The organism is Jejubacter calystegiae, assembly GCF_005671395.1.
Lineage (GTDB): Bacteria > Pseudomonadota > Gammaproteobacteria > Enterobacterales > Enterobacteriaceae > Jejubacter > Jejubacter calystegiae.
Genome location: NZ_CP040428.1, coordinates 1,110,092 through 1,129,056 on the forward strand (window position 1 = coordinate 1,110,092; position 18,965 = coordinate 1,129,056).

Annotated in this window: 14 protein-coding genes; 9 read left to right on the forward strand and 5 right to left on the reverse strand. The window is 58.7% G+C overall.

What is annotated here, in order from left to right; all coding sequences use genetic code 11:
• Nucleotides 1-193: 193 nt before the first annotated feature.
• The 4 genes from FEM41_RS05155 to FEM41_RS05170 all read right to left on the reverse strand — a co-directional run bounded on the left by FEM41_RS05155 (nucleotide 194) and on the right by FEM41_RS05170 (nucleotide 5,453).
• On the reverse strand, nucleotides 194-484 hold the full coding sequence (locus FEM41_RS05155; RefSeq protein WP_138094974.1) for a YicS family protein: 291 nt from the start codon (nucleotides 482-484) through the stop codon (nucleotides 194-196).
• Nucleotides 485-577: 93 nt separating this feature from the next.
• Complete coding sequence (locus tag FEM41_RS05160) at nucleotides 578-1,903, reverse strand: OprD family outer membrane porin (RefSeq protein WP_138094975.1); 1,326 nt, start codon at nucleotides 1,901-1,903, stop codon at nucleotides 578-580.
• Nucleotides 1,904-2,289: 386 nt separating this feature from the next.
• Nucleotides 2,290-3,489: a hypothetical protein gene (locus tag FEM41_RS05165; RefSeq protein WP_138094976.1), complete on the reverse strand. Its 1,200-nt coding sequence runs from the start codon at nucleotides 3,487-3,489 to the stop codon at nucleotides 2,290-2,292.
• A 347-nt stretch (nucleotides 3,490-3,836) separates the two neighbouring features.
• A complete protein-coding gene (locus FEM41_RS05170; protein WP_138094977.1) occupies nucleotides 3,837-5,453 on the reverse strand; it encodes an FMN-binding glutamate synthase family protein in 1,617 nt (538 codons plus the stop codon).
• 321 nt (nucleotides 5,454-5,774) lie between these two features.
• Here FEM41_RS05170 and FEM41_RS05175 point away from each other — a divergent pair, with 321 nt between their 5' ends.
• The 7 genes from FEM41_RS05175 (at nucleotide 5,775) to FEM41_RS05205 (ending at nucleotide 14,729) form a co-directional block, all read left to right on the forward strand.
• The gene (locus FEM41_RS05175) at nucleotides 5,775-7,334 is read left to right on the forward strand and encodes a class I adenylate-forming enzyme family protein (RefSeq protein ID WP_138094978.1); all 1,560 of its coding nucleotides are present in this window, start codon (nucleotides 5,775-5,777) and stop codon (nucleotides 7,332-7,334) included.
• The gene (locus FEM41_RS05180) at nucleotides 7,324-8,922 is read left to right on the forward strand and encodes an acyl CoA:acetate/3-ketoacid CoA transferase (protein WP_138094979.1); all 1,599 of its coding nucleotides are present in this window, start codon (nucleotides 7,324-7,326) and stop codon (nucleotides 8,920-8,922) included. The genes FEM41_RS05175 and FEM41_RS05180 overlap by 11 nt, the downstream gene beginning before the upstream one ends.
• The gene (gene fabG / locus FEM41_RS05185) at nucleotides 8,919-9,653 is read left to right on the forward strand and encodes a 3-oxoacyl-ACP reductase FabG (RefSeq protein ID WP_138094980.1); all 735 of its coding nucleotides are present in this window, start codon (nucleotides 8,919-8,921) and stop codon (nucleotides 9,651-9,653) included. Before FEM41_RS05180 ends, fabG begins: the two co-directional genes overlap by 4 nt.
• A 10-nt stretch (nucleotides 9,654-9,663) precedes the next feature.
• Nucleotides 9,664-10,854, forward strand: a complete 1,191-nt coding sequence (locus tag FEM41_RS05190; RefSeq protein ID WP_138094981.1) for a thiolase family protein — start codon at nucleotides 9,664-9,666, stop codon at nucleotides 10,852-10,854.
• Between the two features lie 127 nt (nucleotides 10,855-10,981).
• Complete coding sequence (locus FEM41_RS05195) at nucleotides 10,982-12,307, forward strand: MFS transporter (RefSeq protein WP_196240478.1); 1,326 nt, start codon at nucleotides 10,982-10,984, stop codon at nucleotides 12,305-12,307.
• Between the two features lie 83 nt (nucleotides 12,308-12,390).
• Nucleotides 12,391-13,569: a glycerate kinase gene (locus FEM41_RS05200; protein WP_138094982.1), complete on the forward strand. Its 1,179-nt coding sequence runs from the start codon at nucleotides 12,391-12,393 to the stop codon at nucleotides 13,567-13,569.
• Entirely contained in the window at nucleotides 13,566-14,729 is a 1,164-nt protein-coding gene (locus FEM41_RS05205; protein WP_138094983.1) for a CdaR family transcriptional regulator, read from the forward strand. The genes FEM41_RS05200 and FEM41_RS05205 overlap by 4 nt, the downstream gene beginning before the upstream one ends.
• A 28-nt stretch (nucleotides 14,730-14,757) precedes the next feature.
• Here the strand turns inward: FEM41_RS05205 and FEM41_RS05210 are convergent, their stop codons facing one another.
• Entirely contained in the window at nucleotides 14,758-15,777 is a 1,020-nt protein-coding gene (locus tag FEM41_RS05210; protein WP_138099115.1) for a LacI family DNA-binding transcriptional regulator, read from the reverse strand.
• A 667-nt stretch (nucleotides 15,778-16,444) separates the two neighbouring features.
• On the opposite strand from FEM41_RS05210, the gene FEM41_RS05215 reads away from it, so the two are divergent.
• Nucleotides 16,445-17,164 carry a gluconate 2-dehydrogenase subunit 3 family protein gene (locus tag FEM41_RS05215; RefSeq protein ID WP_138094984.1) on the forward strand — a complete coding sequence of 240 codons (720 nt, stop codon included), beginning with the start codon at nucleotides 16,445-16,447 and terminating at the stop codon, nucleotides 17,162-17,164.
• Between the two features lie 27 nt (nucleotides 17,165-17,191).
• Nucleotides 17,192-18,964 (forward strand): GMC family oxidoreductase, encoded by a 1,773-nt coding sequence (locus tag FEM41_RS05220; protein ID WP_138094985.1) that lies wholly within the window; start codon nucleotides 17,192-17,194, stop codon nucleotides 18,962-18,964.
• The last annotated feature ends 1 nt before the right edge of the window (nucleotide 18,965 follow it).

Consider the following 18,965-nt stretch of genomic DNA (forward strand, 5'->3'; position numbering starts at 1 on the left):
AAAAGCAACGCACCAACCCCCAGGGAATAAACATAGACAAGATTATTGCGGCTCGCCGAATCTGGATGGCATCGGATTTTCAGGATGGGAAGAGAAGCATCAGCGATTTGTCTGGATTTCCAAAGCACAGCGCAACCAGAAGCGACGTTGTCAGCAATCTGAACGCCACAGGCGTGGCGCTCAGAACACAGCGCTATTCAGGGCATTTGATCTGCTTAATAGCAGCGTCATACTGCTGCTGATTTTTACGCTGCATCGCCTGAGTCGCCTGCTGAATATTCTCTTTATTACCCTCCATCCCCAGCAGGCGGTTCTGCCATTCGGTATCACTCTGCTCCAGACTGACACCGCACTTCGCCCGCATCTCTTTCACGATCTGCGCACGCTGCTGCTGAAACTGCAACCCGGCGAAGGGATTGTCCGCCAGGGCACTTATCGGCACGGACAACACGCTACCCAGAAGAAAAAATTTCAGTGATTTCATAAACTCATCCTTAATGTTAACGGTCTTTCTTTATCCGAATGAGTATAGCAGCCTGGAGGAAAGAGGACGGGACAGAACGCCCCGTCCGGGGGATCAGAAGTCGTACTGAAGCGTCAGGCGATTCTGCCAGAAGTCTTTCTCATACAGCGGTGAAGTCTGAACGCCGACGAAGTCGCTCAGGCTCAGGCCTTTCAGCGCGCCCTGGAAGTTCCAGATGAAGTAGAGCAGATATTCAGATTGACGCAGGCTACCGGAATCCACCGACGGCGTGAGATCCATCCATGAATAGCGCGCCCCCATGGTCAGGCTTTCGCTGGCCTGCCAGTTCAGGTTGGTGGCCCAGGCGTTGCCGCTGCCCAGATCCTGAGTGCTGGTGAAATACGGCTGCGCGAAATAAGGGCCAGAGGCGGTATTGTGTGCGTAAGGGGTCACCAGCGATCCGTAACCATAGCTGTTGCCGCTGGCGGCGATATGGTCATACCCCATGGCCCAGGAGAGGTTCGGAGTCAGCGTCAGCGCCAGTTGGGCGCCAAAGGAACGGTTATCCACCTCGCCCACCAGCGCCTTACCTTCACTGGTGCCGCGAATAAACTGCAAGCCGAAGTCCGGGCTCAGCGGCGCCTGCTGCCACTGAATATGGCCTTCGGTATAGAAGATGTTAGAGAAGTCGTCATAGCTTTCATACCACATCTGGCCGGTCAGCTTTTTGTCGTCCCACATCAGGTGATGTCCGGCACCGATAGCCCACATGCCGTCGGTCTTCTCGTCCACTTCGGTGTAGGCGGTGGTGCGCTTAACCTGATCGCTGCCCCAGCCTTTATAGCGCCAGATTTTAGTAGCGCGCAGGAAGTCATCGCCGCTGCCGTACTGCATATCTACCGCCTGATAGAGGATAGGGGTGATACGCCAGTCGTAGTCGCCGACAAAAGGCAGATCCAGACGCTGATTACCGCCGGTAATGCGGAAATCGCCGTGACGCCAGGTCAGCCAAGCTTCGCCGATATTGGTCTGGTTATCGCCAATATCGCTAATGACGCGCTCTTCGGGCGGGTGATTGATACCGCGCAGGAACAGGCCGCTGACCCCGACGTTAAAACCGTACAGAGGCGCGGTTTCATACTTCACAAAACCGCCGTAGCTGATGGTGTCCTGATTAAAACCTTTAGAGAAATAGGCGTTATGGGTGGTGTAGTAAAGCGCCCGGGCGCTGCCGCTAACCTTACCGCAGCTAAAGGCATCGGCCAGACTGCTGACGTTGCCGTTGCTGTCGAAACAGGCGCTGTCAGACTTAAAGGAGACAGCCGCCTGCGCGCTCAGAGGCAATGCCAGCGCCAGACAGACCGCAGCCCCGCCAACGAATAATGATGATATCCCTGCGCGCCGTGCGCCGTTTACCCCTGCTTCCCAACATTTGTTCATGTTGATACCCTGATGATGAAAACAAAAAAGAGCCAAAATAAATGGTGCAGCACCTGCCCATCCGCCTGGCTCGTCCCTTTAAACAGGTCGATACCACGCGGAAATATGGCCCATACAAGGCCCCGCCCCGGGGTGCCATGCCACACAAGGCTGCGATTATCATCATCTGAAGGGTTGCAATCCAGTGCTGAGCGCAAACGTTTGCTTCCTTTCAACGGAGTGATATTCTGGCAAAATGTCAAACCAGAAACAGATCCCCAAAAACCGACGCTGTCATCCAGAATATAAGACTAAAAATTTTTAAAAAGTAATACATAACCCTCATTTTACGATCTACGAAAACGTTTGCTGACTGCTGTTTTTTCAGACACCCTGCGCGGAAAATCTCAGAAGTAATAGCCAATATTAACGTTGGTACGGAAATACCACTTGCCGCTGCCCTGAGACTCGGTATTGGTCCAGCCGGTGGCGTTGAGCGCACCGCCCCATGGATTCACGTTCTTCGCCCAGCTAAAGTCCACCCAGAACATCACCGGCATGGCGAAAACCTGCACCCCCACGGTGTTCATCTGCGAGTCACTCCAGTCGCCTTTATCTTTCCACAACACGCTGTAGTCATTGTAGAAACGCAATTTCGATACCGGCCCCCACTTCACATCCACGTCCCGGGCCAGATTGAGCGACGCGGTGGTCGCCTTTGCCGGGATCAGGTAAGCCGGGGTCAGGCCGTTGCCGCCCATCAGTACTGTATCGTCATCCACACCCGTGGGGTTTTTGGGTGAGTACTGGTAGCGAATCAACTGGGATGAAAGCTGCCAGGGACCGTTCTGCAAACGCCCATGCAGACCCGCCGCCCAGAAGCTGCCGTCATCGCCGGTATCGCGATTATGCAGGCGCGCCAGCGCCAGAGATCCTCCCAGCTCGTTGCGCCAGTCGCCAGACTGAAATTCGCGGGCCAGCCGTACATTGACCTGGTCGCGCTTTTCGTTACGCTGCTGATGTTGAGTGGGATATATGGTGTTTTTCAGACGGCTGTAGTCCCCCACCTCCGGGGCATAGCGCAGATTTTCCGGCTCCATCCACGGGAAATAAGCCACATCTAACGACCAGTGATTATCATGGTACTGATATTTAATGCCGCTTGCGGCATTGACGCCAAAACCTAAATAAAACGGAATACCATACGACCAGCCAAACTGGGGATAGGGTTCAAGCCCAAAAGGCTTTCCGGGAATACCCAGTTGAACGCTATTATTCTGATTAAACCGATAACCCACAAACGCCCGATCGATGGCATATTTTCGATTATCCTGAAACCAGAACCCGGCATCGAAAAAATAATTATTATAATAGCCACTGCTGTCTATTCTGAACGTATCAAAGCGTAAGTGAGGGGGATTACGATAATGACTTCCCTGCCAGTCTTCATAGCGATAATTGGCACGCAGTGCGCCACCGATATCCAGCCCGGCGTTACCGTCCGCGCTGCGCCATCCAATATGGGGAAACGGCTTACCCACGGCCATTGCCGGAGCCGCTCCCGCAGTCAATCCGCCCACCAATAGTGATATTATTATTTTCCGCATAGCCCACTCCCTTACATTAAATAAGCAATAGCCCACCACCACAGATTATTTATCTGCGTTATTGACAGGTCGCCTGGTTTCACCGGCGAAACAAAACATTATAAATAGCAGTGGTTATTATTTTATAGTTTCAAATATGATACCCGATATATTATTTGATACCGGGAAAATCTCATGGGGCGATATGGGAGTCAAGGTTCAAACTTTGAGCTATAACGCAATACTATTAATACTGTGGTCTGGTGTCAGAATTTGCGAATAATATCCAAAAATATTCTCAAATATGAAACTTATTTCGTGATATCAGCCGACAGCGATGGTCGGCTGACAAGAAGTGAACCTGATTGTCAGGCAGCCATTGCCTGTTCGAAAGAGTCCGGCGAGGCCATCCGCCACATGCGAGCGTAAAACTCGCTGGCGATCTCTGGCTCCAGCAGAGCGCCGGGCTCCAGATAGAAATAGATATCCGAGTAAGCCTTAATTTCGGTAGGCGCAATGCGGCGCAACATATGGTGTGAAGTCAGGTCCTCAGGGCGGCTGACCCCTGCCGCCGCCAGCATCTCCGCCAGCGCTTTAATAGTGTTGTGATGGAAGTTGTAAACCCGCTCGGCTTTATCCGGCACCACCAGCGCCTTCTGGCGTTGGGGATCCTGAGTCGCGACACCAACCGGACAACGATTGGTGTGGCAACTCTGGGACTGAATACAACCCACCGCAAACATAAATCCGCGGGCCGAGTTCACCCAGTCGGCTCCCAGTACCATCATGCAGGCGATATCGAAGGCGCTGATAATCTTACCGCTGGCGCCAATGCGGATTTTGTCGCGCAGCCCGCAGCCCACCAGGACGTTATGCACAAACAGCAGGCCTTCGCGCAGCGGCATCCCCATATAGTTGGAAAGCTCCAGCGGCGCGGCGCCGGTGCCGCCTTCTTTGCCGTCCACCACAATAAAGTCCGGCGTAATGCCGGTTTCCAGCATCGCCTTCACGATAGCGACAAATTCCCAAGGGTGGCCGATACAGAGTTTAAAGCCCACCGGCTTACCGCCGGAAAGCTCACGCAGTTGGGCGATAAATTCCATCATCTCCAGCGGCGTGCTGAAGGCGCTGTGAGAGGCAGGCGAGATACAGTCCACCCCTTCCGGCACCCCACGCGCGGCGGCGATTTCGGCATCCACTTTACTGCCTGGCAGAATACCGCCATGGCCCGGTTTCGCCCCCTGGCTCAACTTGATTTCCACCATCTTCACCTGAGGCATCCGCGCCTGGGCGGCGAAACGTTCGGGATCGAAACGACCATCGACGGTACGGCAGCCGAAGTAGCCGCTGCCAAGCTCCCATACCAGATCGCCGCCATATTCCCGGTGGTAGCGGCTGATACTGCCTTCGCCGGTATCGTGATAGAAATTGCCTTTCGCCGCGCCGCGATTCAGGGCGCGAATCGCATTGGCCGACAGCGCGCCGAAGCTCATTGCCGAAATATTGAAGATCGACGCCGAATAAGGCTGCTGGCACGCCGGTCCACCAATCGTCACCCGGAAAGAGGCGGGATCCGCCGCCGGGACCGGATACATGGAATGGCCAATGCACTCATAGCCGGTGACATACACATCCAGCAGCGTACCGAAGGGTTTGTCGCCCATCTCGTTTTTAGCCCGGCGATAGACCAGCGAGCGCTGGGCCCGGGAAAATGGCACCTGCTCCTGATCCTCTTCCAGCAGGTACTGGCGCACCTCGGGGCGGATAAATTCAAAGAAGAAACGCAACCGTCCAATCACCGGATAGTTACGGCAGATGGCATGGCGGGTCTGGGTCAGATCCAGCACCCCCAGCGCAGTCAACGCGCCGAACAGCGCCATGGGCACCAGAAACCAGAGCGACTGAGGGATCATCGCCAGCGAAATCAGGGTCAGAATGATGCAGAGTACAAAACAGGTATAGCGGCTGAACAGGAACGTTTTCATGGTATCTCCTGATATAACTTTCTGTCCTTATTTCTTTTTTATAGAAGGCCGTCCTGGCCTGTCGGGCCGTAGAAGCAGATGGAATGTTATTAAATTGTTAACTTAAGGTTGTTGCGGAAAGTGTGCAATACCCACATCCAACGGCGGTTTTCTGTAATCAGATATGTAGCGGAAAAACTATGATCCGGCTCTCCTGGCGTTGTGCAAAGTTACAACAATGATGATTTATTGTGTGTTTTTTGTTGTGAACAGCCACCCAATATCCTCCCTCCCCGCTCTCTAGACTGCTGGCAATGTATTTGGCATTGCCAGGAGAGAGAGATGACGAGCGGCACTAACGCTTCCAATATGTACCAGATGCTGTGCCACAGCGCGCAACGCTATCCCGATTCCCTGGCGCTGGCGTTTGAACAGCAACGCTACAGCTATCGGGAGTTCCACCATCGGGTGCAGAGCGCCATGGCTCAGCTCAGCCACGGCTGGGGACTTAACCAGGGGGATCGTATTGTCCTGGCCTGGGGCAATCACCCGGCGTTCTGCGAGCTGTTTTTCGCCGCGCTGGGGCTCGGCATCGAAGTCGTGCCGTTCAGCACCAAGCTGCCGGAAGCCGAAGGCAAAAGCCTGATTGACCATATCGCGCCTGATGCGGTGCTGTGGCATCACGGCCACCAGGAGTGGCTTTCCCGCACTCCGGGAGCGCGCTGCGTCTCGCTGGCCGAATGGCAGGCGCTGACCCTGCCCGCCCCCCTGAGCGGGCCGCTCCCCGGGGTTGGCCCGGAAGATACGGCGGTCATCATGTTTACCTCCGGCACCACCGGCAGCCCGAAAGGGGCGGTGATCAGCCATGGCAACCTGCTGCATGCGGTTCAGGCTTATGCCAAAGAGCTGAAGCTGAGCCATCGCGACAGCACCGTGCTGGCGGTGCCGATTTATCACATCACCGGTCTTTCCGCCCTGCTGGCGCTGTTTATCTATCTGGGCGGCGCCATCTGGCTGCAGCAGCGTTTTAATGCGCGGGAAGTGGTCAATACCGTACGCGAGCGCAATATCTCGTTTCTGCACGGCTCGCCGACCGTGTTTATTCTGCTGTGCCAGGCCGTGCGGGCCACTGAGCAGCCGGTGCCGGAAAATTTCCCTGCCCTGCGCGCCATTGCCTGCGGCGCCGGGCATCTGAACCAGGGGCTGATTCGCGAGCTTAAAGAGTGCTTTCCCCATACCGCTATCCACCCCATCTACGGGCTGACCGAGACCACCTCGCCCGCCACGCTGCTGTGTGAAGATGCCGCCGATGGCGCCCGGCCCGGCAGCGCCGGTCGGCCGATCCCCGGACTGGAGGTGGCGATTCTCGATGACCACAAACGGCCACTGCCGGACGGAGAAATTGGCCAAATCTGGCTGCGCGGCGAGGTAGTTATTCGCCACTACTGGCAGCCCTCGGCCTGGCGCCCCGCCTGCGATGAAAACGGCTGGTTCGCCACCGGCGATCTGGGCTATCTGGACTCTGATGGCTACCTGTTTGTTAAAGATCGCAGCAAAGACATGATCAATCGCGGCGGCGAGAAGATCTACTCCATCGATCTGGAAAACCTGCTTTCCACCTACCCCGGCGTTGAAGAGGTGGCCATTATCCCGGCCCCCAGCCCGGTCTACGGCGAGGAGCCGGTGGCCTTTATCGTCCCCGACAGCCACCACCGCCTGACCCGCGACGAGATAGTCGCCTGGCTCAAAGGGCGGGTGGCGCGCTTCAAGATACCGGCCCACATCATTTTCACCCACACGCTGCCGCGCACCCACAACGGAAAAATAAGCAAATGCCAGCTCCGTGAACAGCTGGCCGGGCATATTCCATGGATTAACGGGAGAGACGACTGTGACCACTAAATTTATCCGCGCCGACCTGGCGGCGGCCATGATTCAAAACGGCGATACCGTCTGTACGGTCGGCATGACGCTTATCGGCGCCGCCGGGTCGATACTCAGCGCCATCGAAGCGCGCTTTCTGTCCGGCGGCGAACCGCGCGACCTGACCCTGGTGCACGCCGCCGGTCAGAGCGATCGCCAGCGCGGCAATCAGCACTTTGCCCACCCGGGGATGGTCACCCGGCTGATTGGCTCGCACTGGGGGCTGGCGCCGCGCTGGATGGCGATGATCGACCGCGATGAGGTCGAGGCGTGGTGTCTGCCCCAGGGGCAGATGGTGCACCTCTACAGCGATATGGCCGCCGGTCTGGACGGGCGTCTGTCGCGGGTGGGACTGGGCACTTTTGTCGATCCCGACGTCGAGGGCGGGCGGATGAACGCCCGCACCCGGGAGTGCGGTCAGTTAGTGGAAAAGGTGAGCTTTCGCGGCGAGCCCTGGCTGTTTTACCCGGCAATACCGCTCAACGTGGTGATTATTCGCGGCACCCATGCCGATGAAGACGGCAATCTCACCACCGACGAAGAGGCGATGAAGCTGGAACTGCTGCCCGCGGTCCTGGCGGCGAAACGCTATGGCGCCAGGGTGCTGGCCCAGGTGAAATACCGCGTGGCCCGCCACACCCTGCACCCCAGGCAGGTGACGGTGCCGGGAACGCTTATCGACGCCATCGTGGTGTGCGAGCAGCCAGATCGCGATCACCGCCAGACCTCAAGCTGCGCCTTCGATCCGGCGCTGTGCGGCGATACCCGCATCCCGGAAGACGGCACCACCCCCCTGGCGCTCGATTTGCGCAAGCTGATTGGCCGTATCGCCTGTCGTTTCCTGACCCCGGGCTGCGTGATCAACCTGGGCACCGGCATTCCCAACGACGTGATCGGCGCCATCATCCATGAAGAGAAAGTCGCGGACCAGGTGACCATTACCGTGGAGTCCGGTATCTACGGCGGCCTGCAGCAGGGCGGCATCGACTTCGGCATTGGCCGCAACCTGAGCGCCATGATCAATCACCGCGATCAGATGCTCTATTACAACGGCGCCGGGGTGGATATCACCTTTATGGGCGCCGGTGAAATGGACCCCAACGGCCACGTCAACGCCACCCGACTGGGCAGCGTCTGCCCCGGCGCCGGGGGCTTTATCGATATCACCCAGAATGCCCGCCACGTGGTGTTCTGTTCCTCTTTCACCGCCCGGGGACTGGAAATCGCCTGCCAGAACGGTGAGTTGCAGATCCTGCGCGAGGGCGACGTCTGCAAGCTGGTAAGCCTTGTCAATCAGATCTCATACAACGGCGAACAGGCCAGGGCCAACGGCCAGACCATGCACTACGTCACCGAGCGCGCCGTTTTCGAGCTGCGCCCCGAAGGGCCGGTGCTTATCGAGATCGCCCCGGGAGTCGACCTGCAACGCGACATTCTGGACCAGATGGCATTTCGCCCGCAGATAGCAGAAAACCTGGCCGTCATGGATAGCGCGCTGTTCCAGAACGCCCCCTTTAACCTGGCCGGACAGCTGTCGGCCGCCACTCAACAGGGAAATACGCTATGAAACTCGCCAATAAAACCGCCATTGTCACCGGCGCAGGCCGCGGCATTGGCCTGGGCATCGCCCAGGTACTGGCCCGGGAAGGCGCCCGGGTCGTTATCGCCGATATCGGCGACCAGGGAGAACGCGCCGCCGATACCCTGCGCAGCGCCGGTCACGAAGCGCTGTTTATCGCCTGCAATATTGCCGACCCCGCTCAGGTAGAGGCGCTATTCGCCAGGGCGCAGGAATGGGCCGGCGGCATCAATATCCTGGTCAATAACGCCGGCATCAACCGCGACGCCATGCTGCATAAGCTGAGCGAGGCCGACTGGGACATGGTCATCGATATCAACCTGAAAGGCACCTTTCTGTGTATGCAGCAGGCCGCCCGCCTGATGCGCGAGGCCGGGGGCGGTCGCATTATCAACATCGCTTCCGCCAGCTGGCTCGGCAATGTGGGGCAGTCGAACTACGCCGCTTCTAAAGCGGGCGTGGTCGGGCTGACCAAAACCGCCTGCCGTGAACTGGCGAAAAAGGGCGTCACCGTCAACGCCATCTGCCCGGGCTTTATCGATACCGAGATGACCCGCGGGGTGCCGGAAAAGGTCTGGGATCTGATGATTAGCAAAATTCCCGCCGGTTATGCCGGGGATGCGGCCGACGTCGGCGAATGCGTGGCGTTTCTGGCTTCGGACGGCGCCCGCTACATCAACGGCGAAGTGATTAACGTTGGCGGCGGCATGGTGCTGTAAGGAGAACCACATGAAACAACCCAACGATATTGTCATCGTCAGCGGCGTGCGTACCGCCATTGGCACCTTTGGCGGCAGCTTCAGCCATACCCACCAGCACGACCTGGCGGCCGCCGTTATCCGCGAGGCGGTCGCACGGGCGGGTCTTCCCCCGGAAGCGGTCGATGAAGTGGTGGTGGGCAACGTCGGCCAGATAGCCGAAAGCGGCTTTATCGCCCGCGTCTGCCAACTGCGCGCCGGGCTGCCGGAAGAGACCACCGCCTGGTCGGTCAACCGCCAGTGCGCCTCGGGCCTTCAGGCGCTGGCCGACGGCATGATGTCGCTGCAAACCGGCCAGGCCAGCGTCGTGGTGGCCTGCGGCACTGAAAACATGACCCAGCTCCCCTACTACCTGCGCCGGGCCCGCGAAGGCTACCGGATGGGACACGGCGAACTGGAGGATGGCTTAACCACCATACTGACCTGGCCGGAGGGTCCGTGGCACAACGGCACCACCGCCGAGAATGTCGCCGAACGCTTTGGCATCAGCCGCGAGGCCATGGACGATTTCGCCAGGCACAGCCAGCAGAAGGCGCTGCGCGCCATCGCCGAAGGACGATTCCGGGAACAGATCCTGGCGATGGACGTGCCGGAAGGGAAAAAAGGCACCCGCCGGTTCGATACCGATGAGCACCCACGCGACACCCCGCGCGACAAGCTCGCCACGCTACGCCCGGTGTTTCGCAGCGGCGGCAGCGTCACGGCGGCCAATTCATCCGGTATTAACGACGGCGCCGCCGCGCTGGTGATGATGACCCGCGCCGAAGCTGAACGCCGCGGCCTGCGCCCCAGGATGTCGATTAGCGGCTGGGCGGTGGCGGGCTGCGACGCCGCCATTATGGGCATCGGCCCGGTACCGGCCACCCGCCGCCTGATGGCGCGGCTGGACCGGGACATTCAGTCGGTGGATCTGATTGAACTTAACGAAGCGTTCGCCGCCCAGGCGCTGGCGGTGATTCAGGAGCTGCGGCTCGACCCTGAGCGGGTCAACGTTAACGGCGGCGCGATTGCGCTGGGGCACCCGGTGGGCGCCAGCGGCGCCATTCTGCCCGTCAGGCTGATGTATGAAATGGAGCGCAGCGGCGCCCGCAGCGGGCTGGTCACGCTCTGTGCCGGCGGCGGTCAGGGCATGTCCATGTTATTCGAGCACGAAGGCGAGTAACTCAGAGGCGAAAAGGCCCGATGTGGGGCATCGGGCCTGACGTCGTTCGGTTCAGGTCCTCCGACAACCCGTTACCACCCGGGGATCGACGAAGGCATTTGACCGTGACAACGGGAGAATAGTAACCATGTCACCATCTCATGAAAAGATAAAACCAGAAGCTCAGCGCATCAACAGCAAGATCTATCGCCACCTGATGCCGCTGCTGATTATCGCCTACATCATCAGCTTTATTGACCGGACCAATATCGGTATGGCGAAAGCCTCAATGTCGGTGGATTTGGGGCTGTCCGCCACCGCCTTCGGGCTTGGCGCCGGGCTGTTTTTCCTGACCTATGCGGTGCTGGAGGTCCCCAGTAACCTGCTGCTCGCTAAAGTCGGCGCCCGACTCTGGATAGCCCGCATTATGTTGACCTGGGGGGTTATCTCCTGCGCCATGGCCTTTGTCACCGGCCCCTGGTCGTTCTATGCCATGCGCCTGCTGCTGGGCGCCGCCGAAGCAGGGCTTTATCCCGGCATTATCTACTATCTGACGCTGTGGTTTGGCCGGGAAGATCGCGCCAAAGCCACCGGGCTGTTCCTGCTGGGGGTCTGCTTCGCTAATATCATCGGCGCACCTCTGGGTGGAATACTGCTGGAAATGCACGGCCTGGCGGGCTGGTCCGGATGGCAGTGGATGTTCTTTATTGAAGGGCTGCCCGCCGTAGTACTGGCCTTCGTGGTGTGGCGCAAACTGCCGGATACACCCGCCGCTGCCCCCTGGCTGACCCGCCAGGAGAGTGACTTCATCGGGCAGAAGCTGGCCTGCGAAGCCCGTGAAGCGCCACAGTCGGATGGTGGATTTTCGCTGAAAAAGGCGTTTACCACCCGCCTGTTTCTGCTGCTGGTGCTTATCTACTTTACTCACCAGTTTTCGGTCTACGGCCTGAGCTACTTTCTACCGGGCATTATCGGCGCCTGGGGCGAGCTTTCGTCATTGCAGATTGGCCTGCTGACCGCCATTCCGTGGATTGCGGCGGCCATCGGCGGCGTGCTGCTCCCTCGTTTCGCCCGCAGCGAAGCGCGTTCCCGGCGGCTGTTAATGCTGGGTTATCTGGTGATGGCCGCAGGAATGACGCTGGGCGCCACCGCCGGGCACAGCCTGGCGCTGGTGGGTTTCTGTCTGGCGGCCTTTATGTTCTTCACGGTGCAGTCGGTTATCTTCAGCACCCTGCCGAACCTGATGAGCGGAAGTATGCTTGCGGGCAGCTTTGGTCTGCTGAACTGCCTGGGGCTGTGCGGCGGCTTCCTCGGCCCCTTTATTCTGGGGGCATTCGAGGACCGCACCGGCAGCGCCACCTCCGGCCTGTGGTTCGCCGTCGCGCTGCTGATAGTCGGCGCCATCGCCAGCGCGTTTATTCGCCCGTCGCACTCGCGCCCGCTTCCCGAACCTTCTCTTAGCAGTAAATCCTGACTGCAGGAACGACAGGTATTACCGGCCGGGCGCTGGCCCGGTCGGGATAATGAGGCCACCCTACAGCGAAAAGGAATAATAAGATGAAAATCGTTATCGCACTGGACTCCTTTAAAGGCAGCTGCAGCGCCCGGGCCGCCTGCTCGGCCGTAGCGGAGGGCTTACGCCGGGTCAGTGATTCACTGACCCTTATCGAAATGCCGATTTCCGACGGCGGCGAAGGCATGCTCGCGGCACTACAGGACAGCCCGCTGCTGGCCCGGGCACAGTGGCATGCACGGCGTATCACCGGGCCCTATGGTCAGCCGACCGAAGCGGGGTTTATGCAGCTCCCGGACGGTAGCGCCCTGATTGAAATGGCGCAGTGCTGCGGGTTGGAATTAACCCCCGCAGCCCGGCGCGACGTGCGCCACGCCACCAGCTACGGACTGGGAGAACTGCTGAGCGCTGCGCTCGACGTCGGCTGTCGCGATATTGTGATTGGGCTGGGCGGGAGTGCGACCAACGACGGCGGCCTGGGGTTCGCCCAGGCGTTGGGCGCCCGCTTCTGGCATGCCGACGGCACGCCGCTGAAATGCCCGGCAACCGCGGTCGATCTGGCCTGCGTCGACAGGATCGATCTTAGCGCGCTCGATCCGCGGCTGGCCCGGATCGGCGTCCAGGCGTCGTGCGATGTCACTAATCCCCTGCTCGGCGAGCAGGGCGCAACCCGGGTCTACGGGGCGCAAAAAGGGGCCGATGCCACCACGCTGAACCGGCTGGAAGCGGGGATGAGCCACTACGCACAGCGGCTCATCCTGGCCACCGGTCGCGACGTCAGCCGCGTTCCCGGCGCCGGGGCCGCTGGAGGGATGGGCGCCGCCCTGCTCTGGTATACCGACGCCCGGCTGCGACCGGGGATTGAGCTGGTGCTGTCGCTGCTGAATGCCGATACCCAGCTGCACGAAGCCGATCTGGTCTTTACCGGCGAAGGACGGCTGGACAGCCAGAGCGTCTGGGGCAAGGCCCCGATCGGAGTCGCCCACGCCGCCGCCCGCCACGGGGCGCCGGTGATTGCGCTGTGCGGCGGGCGCGACGAGAGCAGCCGCCAGCTCTATCAGCACCACATCGATGCCATGTGGTCCATCTGCCCGCGTCCCCTGAGTCTGGAGCAGGCGATGGCCGATGCCGAACGCCTGCTGGCCGATACGGCGGAAAACGCGCTGCGCACCTTTTTGGCCGGGCGGCGCTCCCCGCCCTCTGCGACCCGGGATCAGGCATGAACAGAGTAATCACAAAATCCCTGGCCAATGAGATAGTCAGCCGGGCGATGGCCATCATTCACCATAACGTGAATGTTATCGATCACCACGGGCGCATTATCGCCTCCGGCGATCGCCAGCGCATTGGCGAACAGCATGAAGTGGCCCGCGAGGTGATCCGCACCAGTAAGCGGATCTGCATTCATAATGCCGCCGAGGCCGCACCCTTTAAGAACGTGAATCCGGGAATTAATCATCCGATACTCGTGGATGAGCAGGTGGTGATGGTGATTGGAGTTAGCGGCGATCCCACGGCCATTTCACGCTATGCCGAGCTGGCTATCCTCACCGCCGAACTGCTGGTGCGCCAGGCGCTGGAGATGCGCGATATGAACTGGCGCCAGCACCTGCGCAATACGCTGTTTTGCCAGTATCTGGAGCACGGCGAGGCTCGCGAAGGCCAGGAGGCGCTGCGCCGCCTGGGCGAAATGGGTTTTGCCCTGCGCCTGCCGCTGGTGCCCATCGTGATTGCGCTGGAGGTCGCCCAGCATCGTCTGAGCGATATTTTAGGCACCCTGCTGCGGGAGTTTTCCCGCCTTACCGCCGTCCATGAGGTTATCCTGCTCAGTAGCCACGAAATTCTGATTCTGGTGTCGGTTAAAGCGCCGCAGGAGACGCTACTGGAACGGATTGGCTTTATTCTCAGCAGCCAGATTAGCCACTATCACATCGGCGTCGGGGTCAACGCCGACGACACCCACGCGATTCGCGAAGCCGTGCGCTTCGCCCGTTCGGTTATCGAGGTCGGCAGCCAGGTCGAGCCCCGGCGTCAGGTGTACTACTTCCGGGAAATGGCTATGCTCTGTCTGTTCCAGGTGCTGGAAAACAGCTACATGGTCAACTTTTTCAAAAATAACGTGCACCTGTTGCTGGCCCACGACTCCGGGGAAATGCTGCTCGACACCCTCGACTGCTTTATCACCAACAATGGCGAGGTCGGAAAAAGCTCGCAGCAACTGGGTATCCACCGCAATACCCTGACCTACCGACTCCAGCAGATAAAAAAGCTGACCCAGCTCGACCCCACGGTATTTACCGATCTGGTGCAGCTTTCGGTTTCGGTGCACTGCTATCGCCGGACTCACCCACGTCAGAGCCCCTGGATAGACACCCTGAGCTGAATGGCCTTGTCTTCAGGGCAGGCCATTGCTATGCCAGGTTCTCTGCGGTTATCAGATTAAAAGCGACTTTCCCGGCCTCGTAAACATCCGGCTGCCAGCCGGTATCAAGGTGACGCAGCAGGATCCCTATCGCCAGCTGGGCATGCTGCGCCGCATTCTGATCGAGGGTAAAGCTCAGGATATCCTGTTGTAACAGGCGGCGGGTAACGGAATAGAGTTCATGCGTGATGTAGGTGCAGCGCCCGCTCAACTGGTGCTGCATCAGGACGTCGCTGATTTCGGTATTGCCAAGGCCGGTATTGTATAAGCCGACGATATGGCCCGCCCGGCCCAGGCTTTGATCCAGCAACTTACGAATGGTCTGGCGCTGATCCTGTCCGGCCAGCACCTCGCGCAACCGCAACTGCGGCGCCCGCTGTTGCAGCGCATCCCGAAAGCCCGCTACCCGCTGGCGGTGAGCGCGATAGTCGAAGCGGCCGCTGACGACAATGGCCTCCCCCGCCTGAGGCGTGGCGCGGCTCATCAGCAGCCCGGCGGTGCGGCCCGCCTGATATTGATCGATACCCACATGGCACAGCCGCCCGGCATCAGGCAGATCGGTGGCGATGGTAACGACCGGTACGCCGCGAGCCTGACACAGCGCCAGCGCGTCGCGTACCGGCCCATAATCGTGAGCGAAAACAATAATGCCGTCGCGGGATTCTATGCAGTCGATCAGGTGGCGGGCCAGCCGTTCCGGCTGGGATTCCGGAATCAGCGTCCGGTGCAGGCAAACGCGCTGATAGCCCACGGCATCCGCCACTTCGCTAAAATCCCTGGCCAGCTTCTTGAAGAAGAAGGCGTTATTACCGCTCAGCAGCAGCTCTATCTGCCAGGGACGCTGGTAGGCTTCCGGCAGAACCCGGCGCAGATTGGCTTTGCGCGCCGCCTCAAGCACTTTACGGGCGGTTTCCGGAGAAACGCCGCCGCGCTCATTCAGTACCCGATCGACCGTCGCCACGCCAACGCCCGCCATTTTTGCCAGGATCTCCAGCGTCAATTTTTTCATTGCCATAATGGGAATCCCGTGAAAATAAAACGCTCCATCATGTAATAATCCAAAGGATTTACGCAATCACCTGTTTTTATTTTTCAGCCACTTCTATTTTTATATCGCACAAAAGGATGATTCCCCTCTGGTGCAATCCTTTTGATTCTTCCTGACTTATTAGTTGCGACAAAACCCATTATTTCCACCCGGCAATTTGTAACTTTTTATGACGCTCCTGCCCTGAGAAATATCGTTCAGTGAAATGTTAAAAACCTTATCATTCATGAGATTGTTTTTCATCCACGCCACCACACCAGCGCCGGATATTCAGGTTATCATAGCGTACCCGGCGCCATAATACGTTCAAATTTTATCCGCCATCACTGAGTTGATGGAAAACCATCAAGCCAGATGTACCCAAAAAGTAACAACCTCGTTAACATCCAATACGGATTAAAATGGCTACCGCGTTGTTCAATCAGGGAAGAATTTCATACCGCGAATATCTTATTTAATTAATGTCGTTGGCTCTCTGATTTCCTTATCTGTTATCCGGAAAGTGTACTGATGGATTATTACGCGTATTTCTGATGGACTGCCTGATACCCTCCAGAAGCGCCTGTCATTTACGGTGGCAACCGTGGTAAGCCGCACCAGAAATAATGATGAGCACAGGACAAACCAGATGAAACGTAGAGAGTTTTTATCGTCTCTCGCCGTCCTCGGCGTGGCTTCCACGTTGCCTGCAGCCGGTAAAGCGGCGGAGGTAAGCGGCGGCCAGCCCTGGGAACCCGGAAAAATACAGACGCCCCCGGCACCGCCGCGTAAAGGCGGCCTGCAATTTTTTACCCAGCATGAATTCGAAACCGTCGGCGCCATCGCCGAATGCTTTATTCCTGCCGATGAGCTTAGCATTAGCGGTAAAGAGGCTGGTTGCGCCACCTTTATCGACCGCCAGTTGGCCGGTGACTATGGCCGGGCCGCTACGCTGTATCGCCGCGGACGCTTTATTAAAGGCACCCCGGAACAGGGGCCGCAGTCGGCGCTGACCCCCGCCGAACGCTATCGCCAGGGGCTGAAAGCACTGGATACCGCCACCCATAAGCGTTTCGGCAAAGATTTTGTCGCGCTGTCGACAGAGCAGCAGGAACAACTGCTGCACGCCATGGAAGCCAATAATCTCGACCTTGGTCCGGAGGTCGACACAAAAGTGCTGTTCGAACTTCTGCTGCAAAACGTGCGCGAAGGTTTCCTTGCCGACCCTATCTACGGCGGTAACAAAGGGATGGCCAGTTGGAACATGATCGGCTTCCCGGGCGCCCGCTATGACTTCCGCGATCTGCTCAGTAAGAAGGGGCAGAAGCTGAACATTATCCCCACCAGCCTGATCGATAACGGCCTGTAAACCACAGTCTACGAAAGCGGTAAAAAAATGAAAAATGTACGCCCAAAAGCGGATGTCGTGGTCGTCGGCCTTGGCTGGTGCGGTTCGCTGATTGCCGAAGAGCTGACCCGTGCTGGTCTGAACGTGGTCGCCATTGAGCGCGGCCCCTGGTTTGAGACCGCCACCGACTTCCCCCCTTCCGTCGATACCGACGAACTACGCTGGGACACGCGCCGCGGCATGCTGCTGCCCCCGGCAGTAGAAACCTCGACCTTCCGTAATAACAGTAGTCAGAAAGCGCTGCCGACCCGAGACTGGAACCTGAACGAGATGGGCTATAACGTGGGCGGTTCCGGCACCCACTGGGCGGGTATGGCCTGGCGCTTTACGCCATTCGACCTTGAGCCCTACACCCAAACCGTGCAGCGCTACGGCGAAAAACAGATTGCCGACGGCCTGATCCTCCAGGACTGGGGCGTCACTTACGACGAACTGGAGCCGTTCTACGATCGCTTCGAGAAAATTTCTGGCGTTTCCGGTAAAGCCGGGCGCCTGAACGGTGAAACAATCCCCGACGGCAACCCGTTTGAAGGTAACCGCAGCAGCGAATATCCGCTGCCGCCGCTGGAAGGGATGCGCCTGACCGATATCTTCCGCGACGCCACTAAAGCCATGGGCTACCACCCGTTTATGGTCCCGGCGGGCCAGGCGTCCCGCGCCTATGTCAATCCGCTGGGCGTGCGTATGGGTCCCTGCACCTATTGCGGCTACTGCCTCTATTACGGCTGCGGTAACTTCTCTAAGTCCAGCCCCAACGCCTGCGTGATCCCGGCGCTGATGCAGCGTGAAAATTTCACCGTACTGACCGAATCCGCCGTAGTGCGCGTCAACAAGGCTGACGACGGCAAGACCGTTACCGGCGTGACCTATATCGACCGCAATAACCAGGAGTGGGAACAGCCCGCGGATATCGTGGTGTTAAGCGCCTTCCAGATGCAGAACGTGCGCCTGCTGCTGCTGTCGAAAATCGGCCAGCCTTACGATCCGGTCACCAAAACTGGCGTGGTAGGCCGCGCCTACAGCTTCCAGACCGTCTCTGGCGCTAACCTGTTCTTCGAAGACGAAAATCTCAATCAGTACATCGGCGCTGGCGCCCTTTCCCAGCAGATCGATGATTTTAACGGTGACAACTTCGACCATAGCAATCTTGGCTTTATCGGCGGCGCCGGTATCCTGGTGGTGGCGCGCGGTGCCCGCCCCATCGGCAATGCCGATCTGCTGCCGCCCGGTACGCCGCGCTGGGGTAAAGACTGGAAGAAGGCCTATACCCACGCCTTCCAGAACGCCACCTTTATCTTCGGCCAGGGAACCAGCTACTCCCACGAGGATTACTACCTCGACCTCGATCCGGAATACACCGACGATTACGGTTTGCCGCTGCTGCGCGTGACCTTCGACTACAACGAAAACGATCGCCGCTCCGCAAAGTTTATTGAAGAGAAGAGCGTCGCCATCGGTAAGGCCATGGGCGCGAAAACGGTGGTGGGCACCAACTCCGCCTCCGGCCACTATTCGCCCTACAACCTGGCAAGCGATCACACCATCGGCGGCGCGGTGATGGGAACCGACCCTAAAACCAGCGTGCTTAACCGCTATCAGCAGAGCTGGGATATGCACAACCTGTTTGTACTGGGTGCTTCCTCGTTCCCCAATAACGCAGGCTATAACCCCACTGGCACCATCGGCGCCCTGAGTCTGTGGACGGCAAAGGCCATTATCGAACAGTACCTGAAAAACCCCGGACCGCTGGTAAAGGTGTGAT

Excerpts from the sequence above, each read along its gene's own strand:
- FEM41_RS05155 (WP_138094974.1), bottom strand. The coding sequence starts at position 484 with ATGAAATCACTGAAATTTTTTCTTCTGGGTAGCGTGTTGTCCGTGCCG.
- FEM41_RS05160 (WP_138094975.1), bottom strand. The coding sequence starts at position 1,903 with ATGAACAAATGTTGGGAAGCAGGGGTAAACGGCGCACGGCGCGCAGGG.
- FEM41_RS05165 (WP_138094976.1), bottom strand. The coding sequence starts at position 3,489 with ATGCGGAAAATAATAATATCACTATTGGTGGGCGGATTGACTGCGGGA.
- FEM41_RS05170 (WP_138094977.1), bottom strand. The coding sequence starts at position 5,453 with ATGAAAACGTTCCTGTTCAGCCGCTATACCTGTTTTGTACTCTGCATC.
- FEM41_RS05175 (WP_138094978.1), top strand. The coding sequence starts at position 5,775 with ATGACGAGCGGCACTAACGCTTCCAATATGTACCAGATGCTGTGCCAC.
- fabG (WP_138094980.1), top strand. The coding sequence starts at position 8,919 with ATGAAACTCGCCAATAAAACCGCCATTGTCACCGGCGCAGGCCGCGGC.
- FEM41_RS05190 (WP_138094981.1), top strand. The coding sequence starts at position 9,664 with ATGAAACAACCCAACGATATTGTCATCGTCAGCGGCGTGCGTACCGCC.
- FEM41_RS05195 (WP_196240478.1), top strand. The coding sequence starts at position 10,982 with ATGTCACCATCTCATGAAAAGATAAAACCAGAAGCTCAGCGCATCAAC.
- FEM41_RS05200 (WP_138094982.1), top strand. The coding sequence starts at position 12,391 with ATGAAAATCGTTATCGCACTGGACTCCTTTAAAGGCAGCTGCAGCGCC.
- FEM41_RS05205 (WP_138094983.1), top strand. The coding sequence starts at position 13,566 with ATGAACAGAGTAATCACAAAATCCCTGGCCAATGAGATAGTCAGCCGG.
- FEM41_RS05210 (WP_138099115.1), bottom strand. The coding sequence starts at position 15,777 with ATGAAAAAATTGACGCTGGAGATCCTGGCAAAAATGGCGGGCGTTGGC.
- FEM41_RS05215 (WP_138094984.1), top strand. The coding sequence starts at position 16,445 with ATGAAACGTAGAGAGTTTTTATCGTCTCTCGCCGTCCTCGGCGTGGCT.
- FEM41_RS05220 (WP_138094985.1), top strand. The coding sequence starts at position 17,192 with ATGAAAAATGTACGCCCAAAAGCGGATGTCGTGGTCGTCGGCCTTGGC.